Raw genomic sequence first — 13,816 nt, 5'->3', positions numbered from 1 at the left:
TAAATTTAACCGTTAGCTATAACAGATTTAGTTAAATAAGCAACATATGTTATAGTCTTAAAGCAACATATCTTATTAATGGCAAAATCAAACTACAAATCGTTAAATATTAATTGTCGTTATAACAATAAAACATTTAATTTCATCGCACCATTTTTATCGTTCGCCCATGAAATCACGAATCTTATTGCTGCTGGCCGCGCTGCCCTTTTTTGCAAACGCCCAAACACCAACCAAAACCTACCACATCAAATCTCCGGATGGTAAAATAGATATGACCGTTAACGCCGGCGCCACCATCAACTGGGCGGTAAAATACGCGGAGGCGGACGTGATCACGCCATCTAACGTATCGCTGGTTTTGGGCAACGGCTCGGTATTGGGCCTCAATGCCGTAGTAAAAAGCGACAAGACGAGCAGCAAGGACGAATACTTCAATACCCCCATTTACAAAAGGGAGAAGGTACACGATAATTACAATCAGCTTATCCTGAAGTTCAATGGCGATTATGGGCTTATCTTCCGCGCCTATAACGATGGCGTTGCGTACCGGTTCACTACGGAATTCAAGGAAACCATTACCCTGAAGGATGAGGAGGCGAACTTCAATTTCGCTGCCGATAACCAGGCCTACCTGCCCTTCGTGAACGATTTCCGCGCCAAGGATAAATGGAACACCTCCTACGAAGCGCACTACGATACCGTAAATGTATCCGCAGTAAAAAAAGACACGCTGGCATTTTTACCCGTGCTGGTAAAAATAAACGATAACCTAAAAGCCGCCATTTTAGAAGCCGATATTGAAGATTACCCCGGCATGTACCTTACAAATGGCAAGGGCAACAGCCTGCACGGCACCTTTGCGCCTTTCCCGCTCGACCAAACAGCAGGCGGCTACGCCAACATGAACTACATTGTAACGCGCCGCGCCGAATACATGGCCAAAACCGACGGCACGCGCTCGTACCCATGGCGGGCGGTAATCATCAGTACCGAAGATAAACAGCTTGCCGATAACGATATGGTTCAGAAGCTGGCATCGCCATCGCGCGTGGCCGACCAAACCTGGATAAAACCCGGCAAAGTAGCCTGGGACTGGTGGAACGACTGGAACATCACGGGCGTTGATTTTAAAGCGGGTATCAACGTACCCACTTATAAGTACTACATCGATTTTGCTGCGGCCAATAAATTGGAGTACATCATCATAGACGAGGGCTGGTCGAAAGATACCGACCTTAACCAGATATCACCCGATATCAACATAGAAGAACTGGTTGCTTACGGCAAGGAGCGCAACGTGGGCATCATACTATGGGCAAGCTGGTTTGCCACCATGCAGCAAACCGATGCCGTGTTCGATAAATATGAAAAAATGGGCGTGAAGGGTTTCAAGATAGATTTTATAGACCGCGACGACCAGTTTGCCGTAAACTCTTTGTACGATATTGCCCAAAAGGCCGCTAATCATCACTTATTGGTAGATTATCATGGCATGTACAAGCCATCGGGTTTGCAGCGCACTTTCCCCAACATCCTCAACTTCGAGGGTGTAAAAGGCCTCGAAAACATGAAATGGGGCGTAAATAACCAACCGGGCTATGATGTGAGCATCCCCTATATCCGCATGCTGGCCGGTCCGTTAGATTATACGCCCGGCGGTATGCGCAACGCCAACAAGGGAGCCTTCCGCCCTGTAAACAGCAACCCTATGACACAGGGCACCCGCGCCCATCAGCTGGCGATGTACACTATCTTCGAGGCGCCTTTGCAAATGCTGGCCGATAACCCAACCACCTACAAAAAAGAACAGGAAAGTACGGATTACATCGCATCGGTACCCACCACCTTCGATGAAACCGTTTCATTGGATGGCAAAGTGGGCGAGTTCGTGAGCATTGCCCGCCGCAAAGGCACTACCTGGTACTTAGGCGCCATGACCAACTGGGACGACAGGGAAATAACTATCGATCTGTCTTTCCTGGGCGAAGGCAGCTACAAAGCCATCATCTTTAGCGATGGCGTAAATGCTGACCGTAACGGTACCGATTATGTGCGCAAGGAAGTAACGCTGACTTCAAAAGATAAGTTAACGGTAAAACTGGCCTCCGGCGGCGGTTGGGCAGCGAGGTTTGAGAAACTGAATTAAGGGTCGATTTATTTACAAAACATCCCGTCGTCATGCCGAATTTATTTCGGCACCCCACACGGCAGGTGGGCGGCATGCATAGCGGTTAAGCATAGTGGTTACTTTTATGATGGAGTGCTGAAAAGATTTCAGCATGACGGTTATTCACAAAATACCCCCCGTCGTCATGCCGAATTTATTTCGGCACCCCACACGGCAAGTAGGCGGCACGCATAGCGGTGACTTTTATGATGGGGTGCTGAAAAGATTTCAGCATGACGGTTTTTTATAAACTGCGGCCGTCGTCGCGCCGAATTTATTGCTGTTTATTTCGATTACCTTTGCCTGTATAACACCTATCTGATAAAAATGTCGTCGCACCACATCGTACGCGAAAAGCAGGAACCTGCCCTACTGGCCCTCGGGTTAGACACCTTCGACCCCGAACTATTGGGCCAGCTGCTGGAGTGGAGCCCAACCGTTATCTGCACGCCAGCCACTGCCGAGCAAATAAACGCTTATGGCATTAAGATAGACATCGTAATAGCCGATGAGCCGGAACCGGGGATGCAGTCGGATGTGAAATTAATCCCCACCGGAAACGGCGATATCATCAGAGCGGCTTTAGATTACCTCATCGCTTCGGGTTATGGCGCCGTAAATATCATCACCGATGAGTTTGTACTGGCTGATTTTGAAGCACACGCGGATAAAATAAACTTGGTGATATTTTGCGGGGAGAGGAAGATATTTCCGGTTACTAGCGGCTTCAAAAAATGGAAACCAGCGGGGGAGATGGTGGAATTGCTTTCTGCGCCAAGCGGCTTAAAAACCGAAGGGCTGAACCAGGTAAGCGACGGGGTTTATCAAACTGCCCTCGATGGGTTTTATACGCTGCAATTTAGCCAGGCTTTCCTTTTCATAGCAGAGCAGCTTTAACACTCGTTGAACCAGCTGTATTAGCGTAACAAATAACTGCGCCAATCATCTAATTTTAAAATAACCAACATGAAAAAAATCTTACTCCTTGCAGCCATCGTAATCGTTTTTGCATCCTGTACCGAAAACTACTCTAATGGCGAACGCATTGGCGTAATTACGCAGGTATCTAACACCGGTGTTTTCTGGAAATCGTACGAGGGGCACCTTAATGTAACCCAAACCGGCATGAACAGTAGCGTGCCGTTTGATTTTTCGATAGATAATGACCACGAGGACCCTAAAGTAGTAAAGACGCTTTTGGATGCTGCGCAAAACGGTTGGAAGGTAAAACTGCTCTACCACGAATCCCGGGGCAAAAACTGGTTCGACAACCGTGGCGAAACCAACCATTTTATTGAAAAAGTGGAAGTGCTTGATAAAAATATGGCATCATTGTTCAATAACAAAAGCCAGCCTGAACGCCAGGGCCATATCATCGATACGATTTATGTTGTGATTGATAAATCGCAATTGAAGAAGAAGTAAGCTTCTGGGTGATACGGCTATAATTTACTGTGGCCGGTGAGATTAACGTAGAGACGCAATATTTTGCGTCTCTCGCTATTCATTACAGCGCATTTGGTTTTATGCGGCGCTCTCAGACGCAAAATATTGCGCCTCTACGGGCACAAAAAATAATTTAACACCAATTAAACCGTTGATAGTTATCTTAGTCTGTAATTATATCCGCGTAAAAACGGGCAACAACAATCATTCAAAACAAGATGACATATAAAAAATTCCTTTCGATAGCCTTCGGCGGCCTTTTACTGGCCTCGTTGGCTTTACCTGCAGCTGCACAACGCAGAGGCGGCGGCGGTGGTGGTGGCGGCTTTAGTCGCGGTGGTGGTGGTTCGTCGGGCGGTGGGTTTAGCCGTGGCGGCGGAGGCTTCAGTCGCCCATCTGGTGGTGGGTTTAGCCGTCCATCGGGTGGTGGTAGCTTTAATCGCCCGTCTGGCGGTGGTGGCTTCAACAGGCCAAACAGCGTAGGCGTGGCCCCACAGCGTGGCGGCTATTCGCAAGGCGGCGGCTTTAACCGCAGCCCACGCGTAAACGGCGGCGGTTTCCAATACAACAGGCCAAACGGCGGCGGCTTCAACAGGCCAAATAGTAGCTTCAACAGGCCGGGCGGCAACTACGGTTACCGTGGTGGCAATTACGGCCGTGGCTCTTTCGGCAATCGTGGCGGCAACTATGGCCGTGGCGCATATGCATACCGTGGCGGCACTTATCGCGGCGGGGTGTACCGTGGCGGCACATGGGGCCGCGCATACTATGGTCCGCGTTATTTCAACCGTGGCTACTATAACTACCGTGGGTATTATAACTCTTACTATTTCCCGCGCATCGGGTTCAGCATAGGCGTGTTGCCATTCGGTTACTACCCTTTCTATTGGGGCGATAACCAATATTACTACAGCGATGGCCTTTACTATCGCCAGTATAACAACCAATATACCGTTGTGGAGCCGCCAGTGGGCGCACAGGTAAACTCTTTGCCATCAGGCGCGGAAGCTATCACTATCAACGGTGAGCAGTACTACGAAGCCAATGGCGTGTACTACCGCGCAGTTACTAAAGACGATGGCACCCAGGTGTACGAAGTTGCCGGCAAAGACGGCGAACTGAATACTGCCGACGGCCAGGACGATCAATCATACCAGGGCAACGATGCACCGCTTAAAATTGGTGATGTGGTTGACCAGTTGCCGCAAGATTGCCGCAAAATAAAGGTAAACGGCGAAAAACTTTACGTTGCCCCGGATGGTACTTACTTCCAGGAAGCATTGGACGAGGACAACAACACCGTTTACAAAGTAGTTGGCTTACCGTCAGACGATGACGCTGTAAGCGGACAATAATAGGTTATTACATAATAAAGAAAGGGTACTCCGGATTGCGGGGTGCCTTTTTTGTTTAGGGCTGATTCTGAAAGGCCAAGAATTGTCGAAGGAATTCCTTCATAGCTATAATTCGAATTATTTTCTGAGACGTAATTATTGTATCTTGTTAGAAAAACCAGATATGCGCCCTATAGATACGGATGACTACAATATTGTAAAACTATGCTGGGATAGTAAAAGCGATAAACTTGCTATCCTCCATATCAAAAACGATAGGTATTGTATAGATATTCATGATAAACAAGGCCTGGCATGCAAAACTGTAAACTCGTGGCTTTACGTTCATAAACCGGTACGCGACGACCTTCACAAGCAGGATGACAATATTGCCGGCTTTAAAACCCTCAAACAGCTTTGTGGCTTTGAATTGGACTGTGAGAAAGAAATTATTCTCGTTGCAGGAGTTTTTGCGGATTTTTTAGATTGGAATGTAAAATCCGACCAACTAAGAAAGCCGCGTTACGTTGGCAATTTTTTACGGCTTTATAACCTGAAAGGAGAGCTGATACATGAACATAAATTCGAAGTAAGCGATAGAAGCCCAATGAGTTCTTCTTGGCTTTTGGGCGATAGACAGATTTTGACCTACATGCAGAATCAATATCATCCCGGTTACGATGTAACGGTATTAGTATGGAATTACGAAAACAAATCCGCTTACTCGTTAGAACTATTGGATAACGAACAAATCCAATTAACAGCAGAGTGCGACTTTGAATATATCGAGGACCCCGCCACCCACCGGCAAAAAAAACTATTTGGTTTTTTCGGTAAAAATCCAACTTATGGCGTTTCCTCTACACGCGTTATAGACCTTTCGGATTTGAATACGCTGAAAATTGTTTACGCATTGGATGATTATGGCGACGGCAATCCAATGCATTTAATATTCAACTCATTGGGCGATAAGGTTTGCTACTTGCAGTATAATTCTCCTGGTAATATTGTAATATTCGAACACTCCCTTGCGTCGCCTCAACTCGAACCTAAAATCATCCCTACACACCTTCATCATAATATTGGCATAGTAGAAGCACATTACCTCACCGACGAGAAAGTGTGTATTGTTACTGGTGATACTATAGTTGTTTTTGATTTGACTGCTGAGCGCAAAGAAAATACGATACGCCGCGATAGCGTATCGCCATATGTATTTTCCACTTCTGCCGTTTACTATTTCCGGCACGGGGAGCTGTTGCATTATCCCGAAGAAGAAACGCCAGCTTAGCTATCTTGCCTTCCATTTTATTCTCCCCACCCTATATTATGTTTCTTAACTTTGCCCCATGATTGATGTGGTATTAAAAAAGGGGAAAGAGAAAGCGGTGTTGCACCGCCACCCCTGGGTGTTTTCGGGCGCCATAGAAAAGGTGAAAGGCAAACCAGCCAATGGCGAGATCATACGCCTGCTGAGCAGCCAGGATGCTTTTTTGGCTTACGGGTTTTACAATAGCCAATCGCGCGTGGCAGTACGCCTGCTGGAATGGGACGAAACGGTGGCCGTAGACGATGCCTGGTTCCGCGAAAAAGTGCGCACCGCTGTTGCCGGGCGCGCCCATATCCTGGCCGATGGCAGCACCGATACCTGCCGCCTCATCTTCAGCGAGTCTGATTACCTGCCCGGCCTCATCGTAGATAAATACGCGGGCCATTTGGCTGTACAGGTGCTTACATCGGGCATGCAGGATGCCATGCCGGTTATTATAGATGAACTGAATGCCCTGCTTAACCCGCTAAGCATATTCGATAAAAGCGATGCCACATCGCGCGCGCACGAAGGGCTGGAAACCACCAACGTGCTGCTTGCCGGCAGCCAACCGCCCGAACTGGTGATGGTAAAAGAAAACGGCATCGCCTACGGCATCAACATCGCCGAAGGGCAAAAATCGGGCTTTTACTGCGATCAGCGGTATAACCGCAAGCTGCTGGCTAGCTACGCCGAAGGCCTGAAGATATTGGATTGCTTTAGCTATACCGGCGGCTTTACGCTGAACGCCCTGCGCGAAGGTGCAGCATCGGTTACCAGCGTAGATAGTTCGGCCCTGGCTATTGAAACTTTAACGGAAAATATCCGCCTGAATGGCTTTGGAGAATCGGTGCATAGCGCCATCAAATCAGATGTAAACGCCCAGTTGCGCAAATTTAGAGACGAGGGAGAGAAATTCGATATCATTGTGCTGGATCCGCCTAAGTATGCGCCATCGCGCTCGGCATTGGATAGGGCTTCGCGGGCTTATAAAGATTTGAACCGATTGGGCATGCAATTATTGAATAGCGGTGGCCTGCTGGCCACTTTCTCCTGCTCGGGTGCTATGGATATGGAAACCTTTAAACAGGTGCTGGCCTGGGCCGCGCTTGATGCAGGCAAGCAGGTGCAGTTCATTTACCAGTTTCACCAGCCCGAAGATCACCCTGTGCGGTCATCCTTCCCGGAAGGGGAATATTTGAAGGGCTTGCTTTGCAGGGTGTGGTAAACAGCCCCGTCGTCCTTGCGAGCGATAGCGTGGCAATGACGCTCCATTAGGGCAAAAAAATATCGAGCAGCGAAGTATTAGGCTTCATTGTTCGATATTTTCAAAATTTTAGGGCAGAGGGGCGCTGCCAACCGGATAAACTTAAGTAAACGTTATTCCAAAGTAATCTGCCTTTTGATGCTTTCTTCCAGTGAAATAAAGGTCTCGGTACGCTGTATGCCCTTTACGCTTTGTATCTGCTCGTTCAATACCTCACGCAGGTGGTTGGTATCGTGGCAAACAATTTTGGCGAAGATACTCCAGCTACCTGTGGTGTAGTGCAGCTCCACAATCTCGGGCACCATTTTCAGCTGTTTTACCGCCTCGTTGTACTGCGAGCCCTTTTCCAAAAAGATACCTAAAAACGCAGTAACGTCATACCCAAGCTTCTGCGGGTTCACTTCAAGGCTTGCACCCTTTATCACGCCCAATTCTTCCAGCTTTTTCATCCTAACGTGGATGGTTCCGCCAGAAACAATCAACTCTTTTGCAATCTCCGTATATGGTGTTGTTGCATTTTTCATCAAAATCGACAGAATTTGTATATCCAGATTGTCAATTTCTAAATTTTGGGGTTTTCTGTGAGGCATATATTTTAATATCTATATTCAAATACAAGTTTAATTAAAATTAAAGTAAAAATAAAAATATTTTGTTGAAATATTTGCAAGGAATGGTAAAGTCCTTTAAATTTGTATTAAGCAAATGAGAATTGCTGATTGTTCTTTTAAAAAAATAAATTGTTGGGTGGTGAAATTTTTGGCAGACACACCTCCTTGTCGCGGTGGCGGAGATAATGGAAAACCCGAAGCGGGCTAACCACTCTGTGAAGGTTCGAACCCTTCCCCAACAGCAAGCTAAACGCAAGGTTTAGTTTATATCCTGTAGGATGGTGAAATTTTTGGCAGACACACCTCCTTGTCGCGGTGGCGGAGATATTGGGAAACTCTTAGCAATAAGAATAACCACTCTGTGAAGGTTCGACCCCTTCTCCTACAGCTCTTCTCATAATTTAGGTTTATAATTGGTTAGTAAAGGCCCCTGCCCATCAGGGGCTTTGCTGTTTTATAAGGTTTTTGTTTTCGCTGATTTTTCAATGTTTTTTTCCGCCCCCTGATTTTTCGCGTATCATTTATTATCGGTGCTCAAGAGGGCTCCGCAGCTCGTAGGATTTAAGGATGACCTGGTTTACTCGCTAATGAGCGTGCAGGGGGGATGGCCGGAGGTTTAGGCAAAAGTATTGTACAGAAATGCAGGCAGCATATTTCGCTGCCTGGCTCACAGCGTAAATTAACCGGCAGCTGCCGCAATCTGTTTTCGCTTACCGCCCCTTTTTGGCGTCGGGGAATTTCATGCGGTAATCAACATCAACGGCACCTTTAGAGATATCGTTCAGCTTTTTTTCAATCAGGCGTTTGCGCAGGGGGCTTAGCTTATCGGTAAAAAGCTTACCTTCTATATGGTCGTACTCGTGCTGTATAACGCGGGCCGCCATACCTTTAAAGGTAGCTTCGTGGTGTTTCCAGTCCTCGTCGTAGTAACTCATGCGGATAACCGGCTTGCGCGATACATCCTCCCGTATATCAGGTATGCTGAGGCACCCCTCGTTGAACGACCACTCGGTGCCTGTTTCTTCCAGTATTTCGGCGTTGATGAATGCCTTTTTAAAGCCCGCTAACTCAGGCTCTTCATCATCGAAGGGCGAAACATCCACCACGAATAAACGCATGCTCATGCCTATTTGCGGGGCAGCCAGACCAACGCCGCGCGCGCCGTACATGGTATCGTACATATTGCTAACCAGTTCTTTTATATGTGGGTACTCATCAGGCTCAATAGCCGGGGCCTTACGCCTCAAAACCGGGTCGCCGTATGCTACGATAGGATATTTCATCCTGCAAAAATAAGCGATTTATTACTTAGGCTCAAATAATAAGGTTATCATACGGTCATTATCAAAAATTTCGTTGCTAATTTCAAGCAGGCTTTCGGCTGTAACAGCGTTGATCTTATAGAAAATATCCTCCAGCGAATCAATGCGATTAAAATCGAGCAGGCTTTTGGCCATACTGATAATGAGGCTCATGCGGCTCTCTTCGGCCAGGGCTATCTGGCCTATGAATTTCTCCTTGGCTTGCTTCAATTGCACGGTGCCTATCTTGTTATCGCGCAGTTTTTTCAACTCTTTGTGTACCAGCTTAAGGGCTTTATCGGCTTTGCCGGCGTCCGTGCCGAAATAGATGGAGAAGATGCCCGTATCGGTAAGCGAGGTGTAATTGCTCTCGATAGTGTATGCTATCCCGTGTTTCTCGCGAATTTCAAGGTTTAGGCGGTTGCTCATGCCCATGCCGCCAAGCAGGTTGTTCAGCAACAGCAGGCCGTATTTGTTTTGATGTGCCGATGGATAAGCCCGGCCGCCCAAAATGCAATGCGTTTGCGATATGGGCTTCTGCACCACATGGTACCCACCAGGTGTGGCGGGCGGCGTTATGCGGTGTTTCTGATGGGTGTTCTCGGGCACCAGCCCAAAGTATTTCTCGCAAAGCTTTATCAGTTTGCCAAACTCATAATCGCCGTAAACCGCAAACACCATTTGATGGGTGTTGTTATTGGCTTGCATAAATGCTGCGATATGCTCACGGTTGATAGCAGCTACAGATTCTGGCGTGCCCAGGATATTCTGGCCTATTGGGTGCCCGGCGAAAAGGCACTCCTCAAAATCATCTTGTATCGCTTCTTCGGGCTGGTCGAGGTAGCTGGATATTTCGTCCAGTATTACGCCGCGCTCTTTTTCCATCTCATCCTCGGGGAACGTAGAGTGGAACAGGATATCTTCGAACAGGTCTACCGCGCGCTCCAGGTGTTGTTTCAACAGCGAAGCGTGTATGCAGGTGTACTCTTTGGTGGTGTAGGCGTTAAGATCGGCGCCAACCAACTCCAGCCGGTTAAGTATCTGGGGTGTGTTGCGGCGCTCGGTTTCTTTAAAAAGCATATGCTCTATAAAATGCGCAAGGCCCTCCTGCTTAGGCAGCTCATCGCGCGAGCCGGCATTTACTATAAAGCAGCAATGCGTTATGGGCGATGGCGAATATTTGAATAATATGCGGATGCCGTTGGGCAGGGTGTGGACGTAATGGTCTGTCATTCGGCCACAAAGATAATGTTTAAATCAATTGCTGCGCGCCATACAGGCCTAACAGGCTGTTTCACAATATTGTTTTTTAACTTGGGTGATGATAATTTTACATGCATTTAAACATATTTATTTTATTTTAGTACGATGAAACTACAGATAGCCGACCTGGAATTTGAGCCGCTGATATCATATGAGGAGATACAACAACGCATTAGTGAATTAGCGCAGCAGCTAAACGAAGACTTTGCAGGTAAGGAGCCCATATTTGTAGGCATATTGAACGGCAGTTTTATGTTTATTGCCGATTTGGTGAAAGAGATAACGCTGCCCAGCCAGGTTACCTTTACTAAGCTGGCTTCGTACTTCGGCGGTGTATCCAGCACGCAAACCATCCGCGACGATTTCGACCTTACCGGCAACATAGAGGGTCGCGACATTATCCTGATAGAAGACATTATAGATACCGGCAACACCATACGCTATCTTATAGAAAAACTAATGGTTCGCAAACCCGCCTCTATCACTGTGGTATCGCTGCTGTTTAAGCCCGATGCCGTTATTTATAGTGTGGAGGAATTGAAATATGTAGCTTTCCAGGTGCCGAATGATTTTGTGATTGGCTACGGGTTGGACTACCGCGAAATGGGCCGCAACTTAAAAGGCATATACCGCAAAGTGGGCAAATAGCCTCGAAGCTTTCGCTTTCCGTCATCCAATAAACACATCTTTGGCCTGCGCTGAATAATACCTGCGTATTTTATAAATTTGCCTTCCTCAAAAATTAAGGCATTGAAAAACAACATCCTCATCGTTGATGATATACACCCGGCTTTTATACAACGTGTAGAAGCAGCCGGTTACGCCTGCGATTATCAACCCACCATCACAACCGGCGAAGCCGTAGCCATATTGAACCGTTACGACGGCCTGGTTATCCGCTCCAAATTCCGGGTGGATAAGGCAATAATAGATGGCGCACCCAACCTGCGCTTTATTTGTCGCGCCGGGGCGGGTATGGATAATATCGACGAAGCGTACGCCATCCAACAAAACATCACCCTCATCAACGCCCCCGAGGGCAATTCTGATGCAGTGGGCGAGCATGCCATAGGCCTGCTGCTATCGCTAATGAACAACATCAACATAGCCGATGCGCAGATACGCGCGGGCAGCTGGCAGCGCGAAGCCAACCGCGGCCACGAGCTGAAAGGAAAAACGGTTGGTATTATTGGCTACGGCCACATGGGCCAAAGCTTTGCGCGCAAGCTATCGGGCTTCCAGGTGGGGGTGTTGGCTTATGACAAATATAAAACCGGCTTTAGCGATAAATATGCCCGCGAGGTAAGCATGGAAGAAATCGTAAGATACAGCGATGTGCTCAGCTTCCACATCCCGCTGACTGCCGAAACCAACGGACTGGTTGACGATGAGTACCTGTTCCATTTCAAGAAGCCTATTTTCCTCATCAATACCTCGCGCGGCAAGGTGGTGAAAACAAGCGCGGTATTAAACGCCATCAGGCAAGGTAAAATCATCGGTGCCGGACTAGATGTGCTGGAGATTGAGAAATTCCCGGCCCTGAGTGAGCAAGCCTGGTTCGACGAGCTGCGCCAATCCGGGAAAGTTATCCTTAGCCCCCACGTAGCCGGCTGGACCTTTGACAGCTACCGCAAAATAAGCGAAGTAATGGCGGAGAAACTGGTTGCGTTGGCGTTGCCGATGTAGAGACGCAAAATTTTGCGTCTCGGAACGAACGTATGTTCCCGGTACGAAATCTCCGAATGTGCTACGGGAGACGCAAAATATTGCGTCTCTACATTCCCAATCGGTGTAATCCTTTTAATCATCTTCAATCGGTGACAAAAAAATCGGTGTAATCCTTCTTAATCATCTTTAATCGGTGCCAAAAAATCGGAGGAATCTATCTAATCGGTGGAATCGGTGACAATAAAATTTGGATATTAAAACTTAATTACCTTATCTTCGTTTTACACTAAACAAGACTATGCAGGCCCGGCCGACGTAGTCTTGTTTGTTTTTAAGGCCATCACGCTCTTCTATTTTGCTATAAATAGTAGGGCGGTTTTTTTTGGCACATAACGTAAATAAAATTTAATAATACTGTACAATGGCAGAGGTTTCTTACTACACCAAAGAAGGTTTAGAAAAATTAAAAGAAGAATTACAAAGGTTAAAAACCACCGGCAGATCTGATATATCCAAACAAATTGCAGAGGCCCGCGATAAAGGCGATCTTTCTGAAAATGCAGAATACGATGCCGCTAAAGAAGCGCAGGGTTTACATGAAGCTAAAATAGCCCAAATGTCGGAAACGTTGGCGAATGCACGCTTGCTTGATGAATCAAAACTCGATGTATCAAAGGTTTTGGCTTTATCGATTGTAAAAATAAAGAATTTAAAAAACGGCGCTACCATGAGTTACCAGTTGGTATCTGAAAGCGAAGCCGATATGAAAACCGGCAAGATTTCGGTTGCGTCTCCTATAGCTAAAGGCCTTTTAGGCAAAAAAGTAGGCGAAACTATTGAGATAACGGTACCCGCAGGTAAAATAGAATTCGAGATACTGGAAGTAAGCCGATAGTGAATGGTTGCTTGGGCGAGCAGTGAATTTTGCTCATCCAAAACCAGGCATTCCAAAACCACTCTCTTAATCAACTACTCACCAATCAACTTAGAAATGACTATCTTCTCAAAAATAATTGCAGGCGAAATACCGGCCCATAAAGTTGCCGAAACCGACGATTTTTTGGCGTTTTTGGATATCAGCCCGCTGGCCGAGGGCCATGTGCTGGTTATCCCCAAAAAGGAAGTAGATTACATCTTCGACCTGGACGATATCACCTACAACGAACTGCAGATCTTCACCAAAATCGTAGCTATTGGCATTAAAAAAGCCATCCCATGCAAAAAAGTGGGTGTAGCGGTGATAGGGCTGGAAGTGCCGCATGCGCACATACACCTTATCCCTATGAACCGGGTTGATGATATGAACTTTGCCCGCCCAAAACTAAGCCCGAGCCAGGAAGAGTTGGCTGCAACGGCCGAGAAGATAAAAGAAGCTTTGAAAGTGGTTACGCACGAGGGCTAAACTTTTGATAAAGCATTAAAATTAAGGCGATGGGGTAACCTCATT

Annotated in this window: 13 protein-coding genes and 1 tRNA gene; 11 read left to right on the top strand and 3 right to left on the bottom strand. The window is 47.1% G+C overall.

What is annotated here, in order from left to right:
• The first annotated feature begins 169 nt into the window (after positions 1-169).
• The 6 genes from AC1DXC_RS04465 to AC1DXC_RS04440 all read left to right on the top strand — a co-directional run bounded on the left by AC1DXC_RS04465 (position 170) and on the right by AC1DXC_RS04440 (position 7,487).
• On the top strand, positions 170-2,149 hold the full coding sequence (locus AC1DXC_RS04465; protein WP_477457934.1) for a glycoside hydrolase family 97 protein: 1,980 nt from the start codon (positions 170-172) through the stop codon (positions 2,147-2,149).
• A gap of 348 nt (positions 2,150-2,497) precedes the next feature.
• Positions 2,498-3,067 carry a thiamine diphosphokinase gene (locus AC1DXC_RS04460; protein ID WP_477457933.1) on the top strand — a complete coding sequence of 190 codons (570 nt, stop codon included), beginning with the start codon at positions 2,498-2,500 and terminating at the stop codon, positions 3,065-3,067.
• Positions 3,068-3,136: 69 nt separating this feature from the next.
• On the top strand, positions 3,137-3,595 hold the full coding sequence (locus tag AC1DXC_RS04455) for a hypothetical protein (protein ID WP_477457932.1): 459 nt from the start codon (positions 3,137-3,139) through the stop codon (positions 3,593-3,595).
• Between the two features lie 239 nt (positions 3,596-3,834).
• Positions 3,835-4,971, top strand: a complete 1,137-nt coding sequence (locus AC1DXC_RS04450) for a DUF6515 family protein (protein WP_477457931.1) — start codon at positions 3,835-3,837, stop codon at positions 4,969-4,971.
• Between the two features lie 145 nt (positions 4,972-5,116).
• Positions 5,117-6,241, top strand: coding sequence for a hypothetical protein (locus AC1DXC_RS04445; protein ID WP_477457930.1), 1,125 nt, complete (start codon positions 5,117-5,119; stop codon positions 6,239-6,241).
• A gap of 58 nt (positions 6,242-6,299) precedes the next feature.
• Positions 6,300-7,487 carry a class I SAM-dependent rRNA methyltransferase gene (locus tag AC1DXC_RS04440; RefSeq protein ID WP_477457929.1) on the top strand — a complete coding sequence of 396 codons (1,188 nt, stop codon included), beginning with the start codon at positions 6,300-6,302 and terminating at the stop codon, positions 7,485-7,487.
• A gap of 152 nt (positions 7,488-7,639) precedes the next feature.
• On the opposite strand, the gene AC1DXC_RS04435 is transcribed toward AC1DXC_RS04440, so the two are convergent.
• Positions 7,640-8,116 carry an Lrp/AsnC ligand binding domain-containing protein gene (locus tag AC1DXC_RS04435; protein ID WP_067188338.1) on the bottom strand — a complete coding sequence of 159 codons (477 nt, stop codon included), beginning with the start codon at positions 8,114-8,116 and terminating at the stop codon, positions 7,640-7,642.
• Between the two features lie 151 nt (positions 8,117-8,267).
• Between AC1DXC_RS04435 and AC1DXC_RS04430 the strand changes: the two genes are divergently transcribed.
• Positions 8,268-8,379, top strand: a tRNA-Asp gene (locus tag AC1DXC_RS04430).
• Between the two features lie 468 nt (positions 8,380-8,847).
• Here the strand turns inward: AC1DXC_RS04430 and def are convergent.
• On the bottom strand, positions 8,848-9,420 hold the full coding sequence (gene def / locus AC1DXC_RS04425; protein ID WP_477457928.1) for a peptide deformylase: 573 nt from the start codon (positions 9,418-9,420) through the stop codon (positions 8,848-8,850).
• A gap of 21 nt (positions 9,421-9,441) precedes the next feature.
• On the bottom strand, positions 9,442-10,671 hold the full coding sequence (locus AC1DXC_RS04420; protein WP_477457927.1) for a M16 family metallopeptidase: 1,230 nt from the start codon (positions 10,669-10,671) through the stop codon (positions 9,442-9,444).
• A 135-nt stretch (positions 10,672-10,806) separates the two neighbouring features.
• Here AC1DXC_RS04420 and hpt point away from each other — a divergent pair, with 135 nt between their 5' ends.
• The 4 genes from hpt to AC1DXC_RS04400 all read left to right on the top strand — a co-directional run bounded on the left by hpt (position 10,807) and on the right by AC1DXC_RS04400 (position 13,771).
• Complete coding sequence (gene hpt, locus AC1DXC_RS04415; protein ID WP_477457926.1) at positions 10,807-11,349, top strand: hypoxanthine phosphoribosyltransferase; 543 nt, start codon at positions 10,807-10,809, stop codon at positions 11,347-11,349.
• Positions 11,350-11,451: 102 nt separating this feature from the next.
• Positions 11,452-12,387, top strand: coding sequence for a 2-hydroxyacid dehydrogenase (locus AC1DXC_RS04410; RefSeq protein WP_477457925.1), 936 nt, complete (start codon positions 11,452-11,454; stop codon positions 12,385-12,387).
• 403 nt (positions 12,388-12,790) lie between these two features.
• The gene (gene greA / locus AC1DXC_RS04405; protein ID WP_477457924.1) at positions 12,791-13,264 is read left to right on the top strand and encodes a transcription elongation factor GreA; all 474 of its coding nucleotides are present in this window, start codon (positions 12,791-12,793) and stop codon (positions 13,262-13,264) included.
• 96 nt (positions 13,265-13,360) lie between these two features.
• Entirely contained in the window at positions 13,361-13,771 is a 411-nt protein-coding gene (locus AC1DXC_RS04400) for an HIT family protein (protein ID WP_477457923.1), read from the top strand.
• The last annotated feature ends 45 nt before the right edge of the window (positions 13,772-13,816 follow it).

Source organism: Mucilaginibacter sp. P2_D11 (genome assembly GCF_056404435.1).
The sequence above is the reverse complement of the archived record's forward strand: the minus strand, read 5'-3'. Positions and strand labels throughout refer to the sequence as shown.

What these genes read in the sequence shown, in the direction of transcription:
- AC1DXC_RS04440 (WP_477457929.1), top strand. Translation starts at nt 6,300, where the DNA reads ATGATTGATGTGGTATTAAAAAAGGGGAAAGAGAAAGCGGTGTTGCAC.
- AC1DXC_RS04420 (WP_477457927.1), bottom strand. Translation starts at nt 10,671, where the DNA reads ATGACAGACCATTACGTCCACACCCTGCCCAACGGCATCCGCATATTA.
- greA (WP_477457924.1), top strand. Translation starts at nt 12,791, where the DNA reads ATGGCAGAGGTTTCTTACTACACCAAAGAAGGTTTAGAAAAATTAAAA.
- AC1DXC_RS04455 (WP_477457932.1), top strand. Translation starts at nt 3,137, where the DNA reads ATGAAAAAAATCTTACTCCTTGCAGCCATCGTAATCGTTTTTGCATCC.
- AC1DXC_RS04450 (WP_477457931.1), top strand. Translation starts at nt 3,835, where the DNA reads ATGACATATAAAAAATTCCTTTCGATAGCCTTCGGCGGCCTTTTACTG.
- AC1DXC_RS04460 (WP_477457933.1), top strand. Translation starts at nt 2,498, where the DNA reads ATGTCGTCGCACCACATCGTACGCGAAAAGCAGGAACCTGCCCTACTG.
- def (WP_477457928.1), bottom strand. Translation starts at nt 9,420, where the DNA reads ATGAAATATCCTATCGTAGCATACGGCGACCCGGTTTTGAGGCGTAAG.
- AC1DXC_RS04435 (WP_067188338.1), bottom strand. Translation starts at nt 8,116, where the DNA reads ATGCCTCACAGAAAACCCCAAAATTTAGAAATTGACAATCTGGATATA.
- AC1DXC_RS04465 (WP_477457934.1), top strand. Translation starts at nt 170, where the DNA reads ATGAAATCACGAATCTTATTGCTGCTGGCCGCGCTGCCCTTTTTTGCA.
- AC1DXC_RS04400 (WP_477457923.1), top strand. Translation starts at nt 13,361, where the DNA reads ATGACTATCTTCTCAAAAATAATTGCAGGCGAAATACCGGCCCATAAA.
- hpt (WP_477457926.1), top strand. Translation starts at nt 10,807, where the DNA reads ATGAAACTACAGATAGCCGACCTGGAATTTGAGCCGCTGATATCATAT.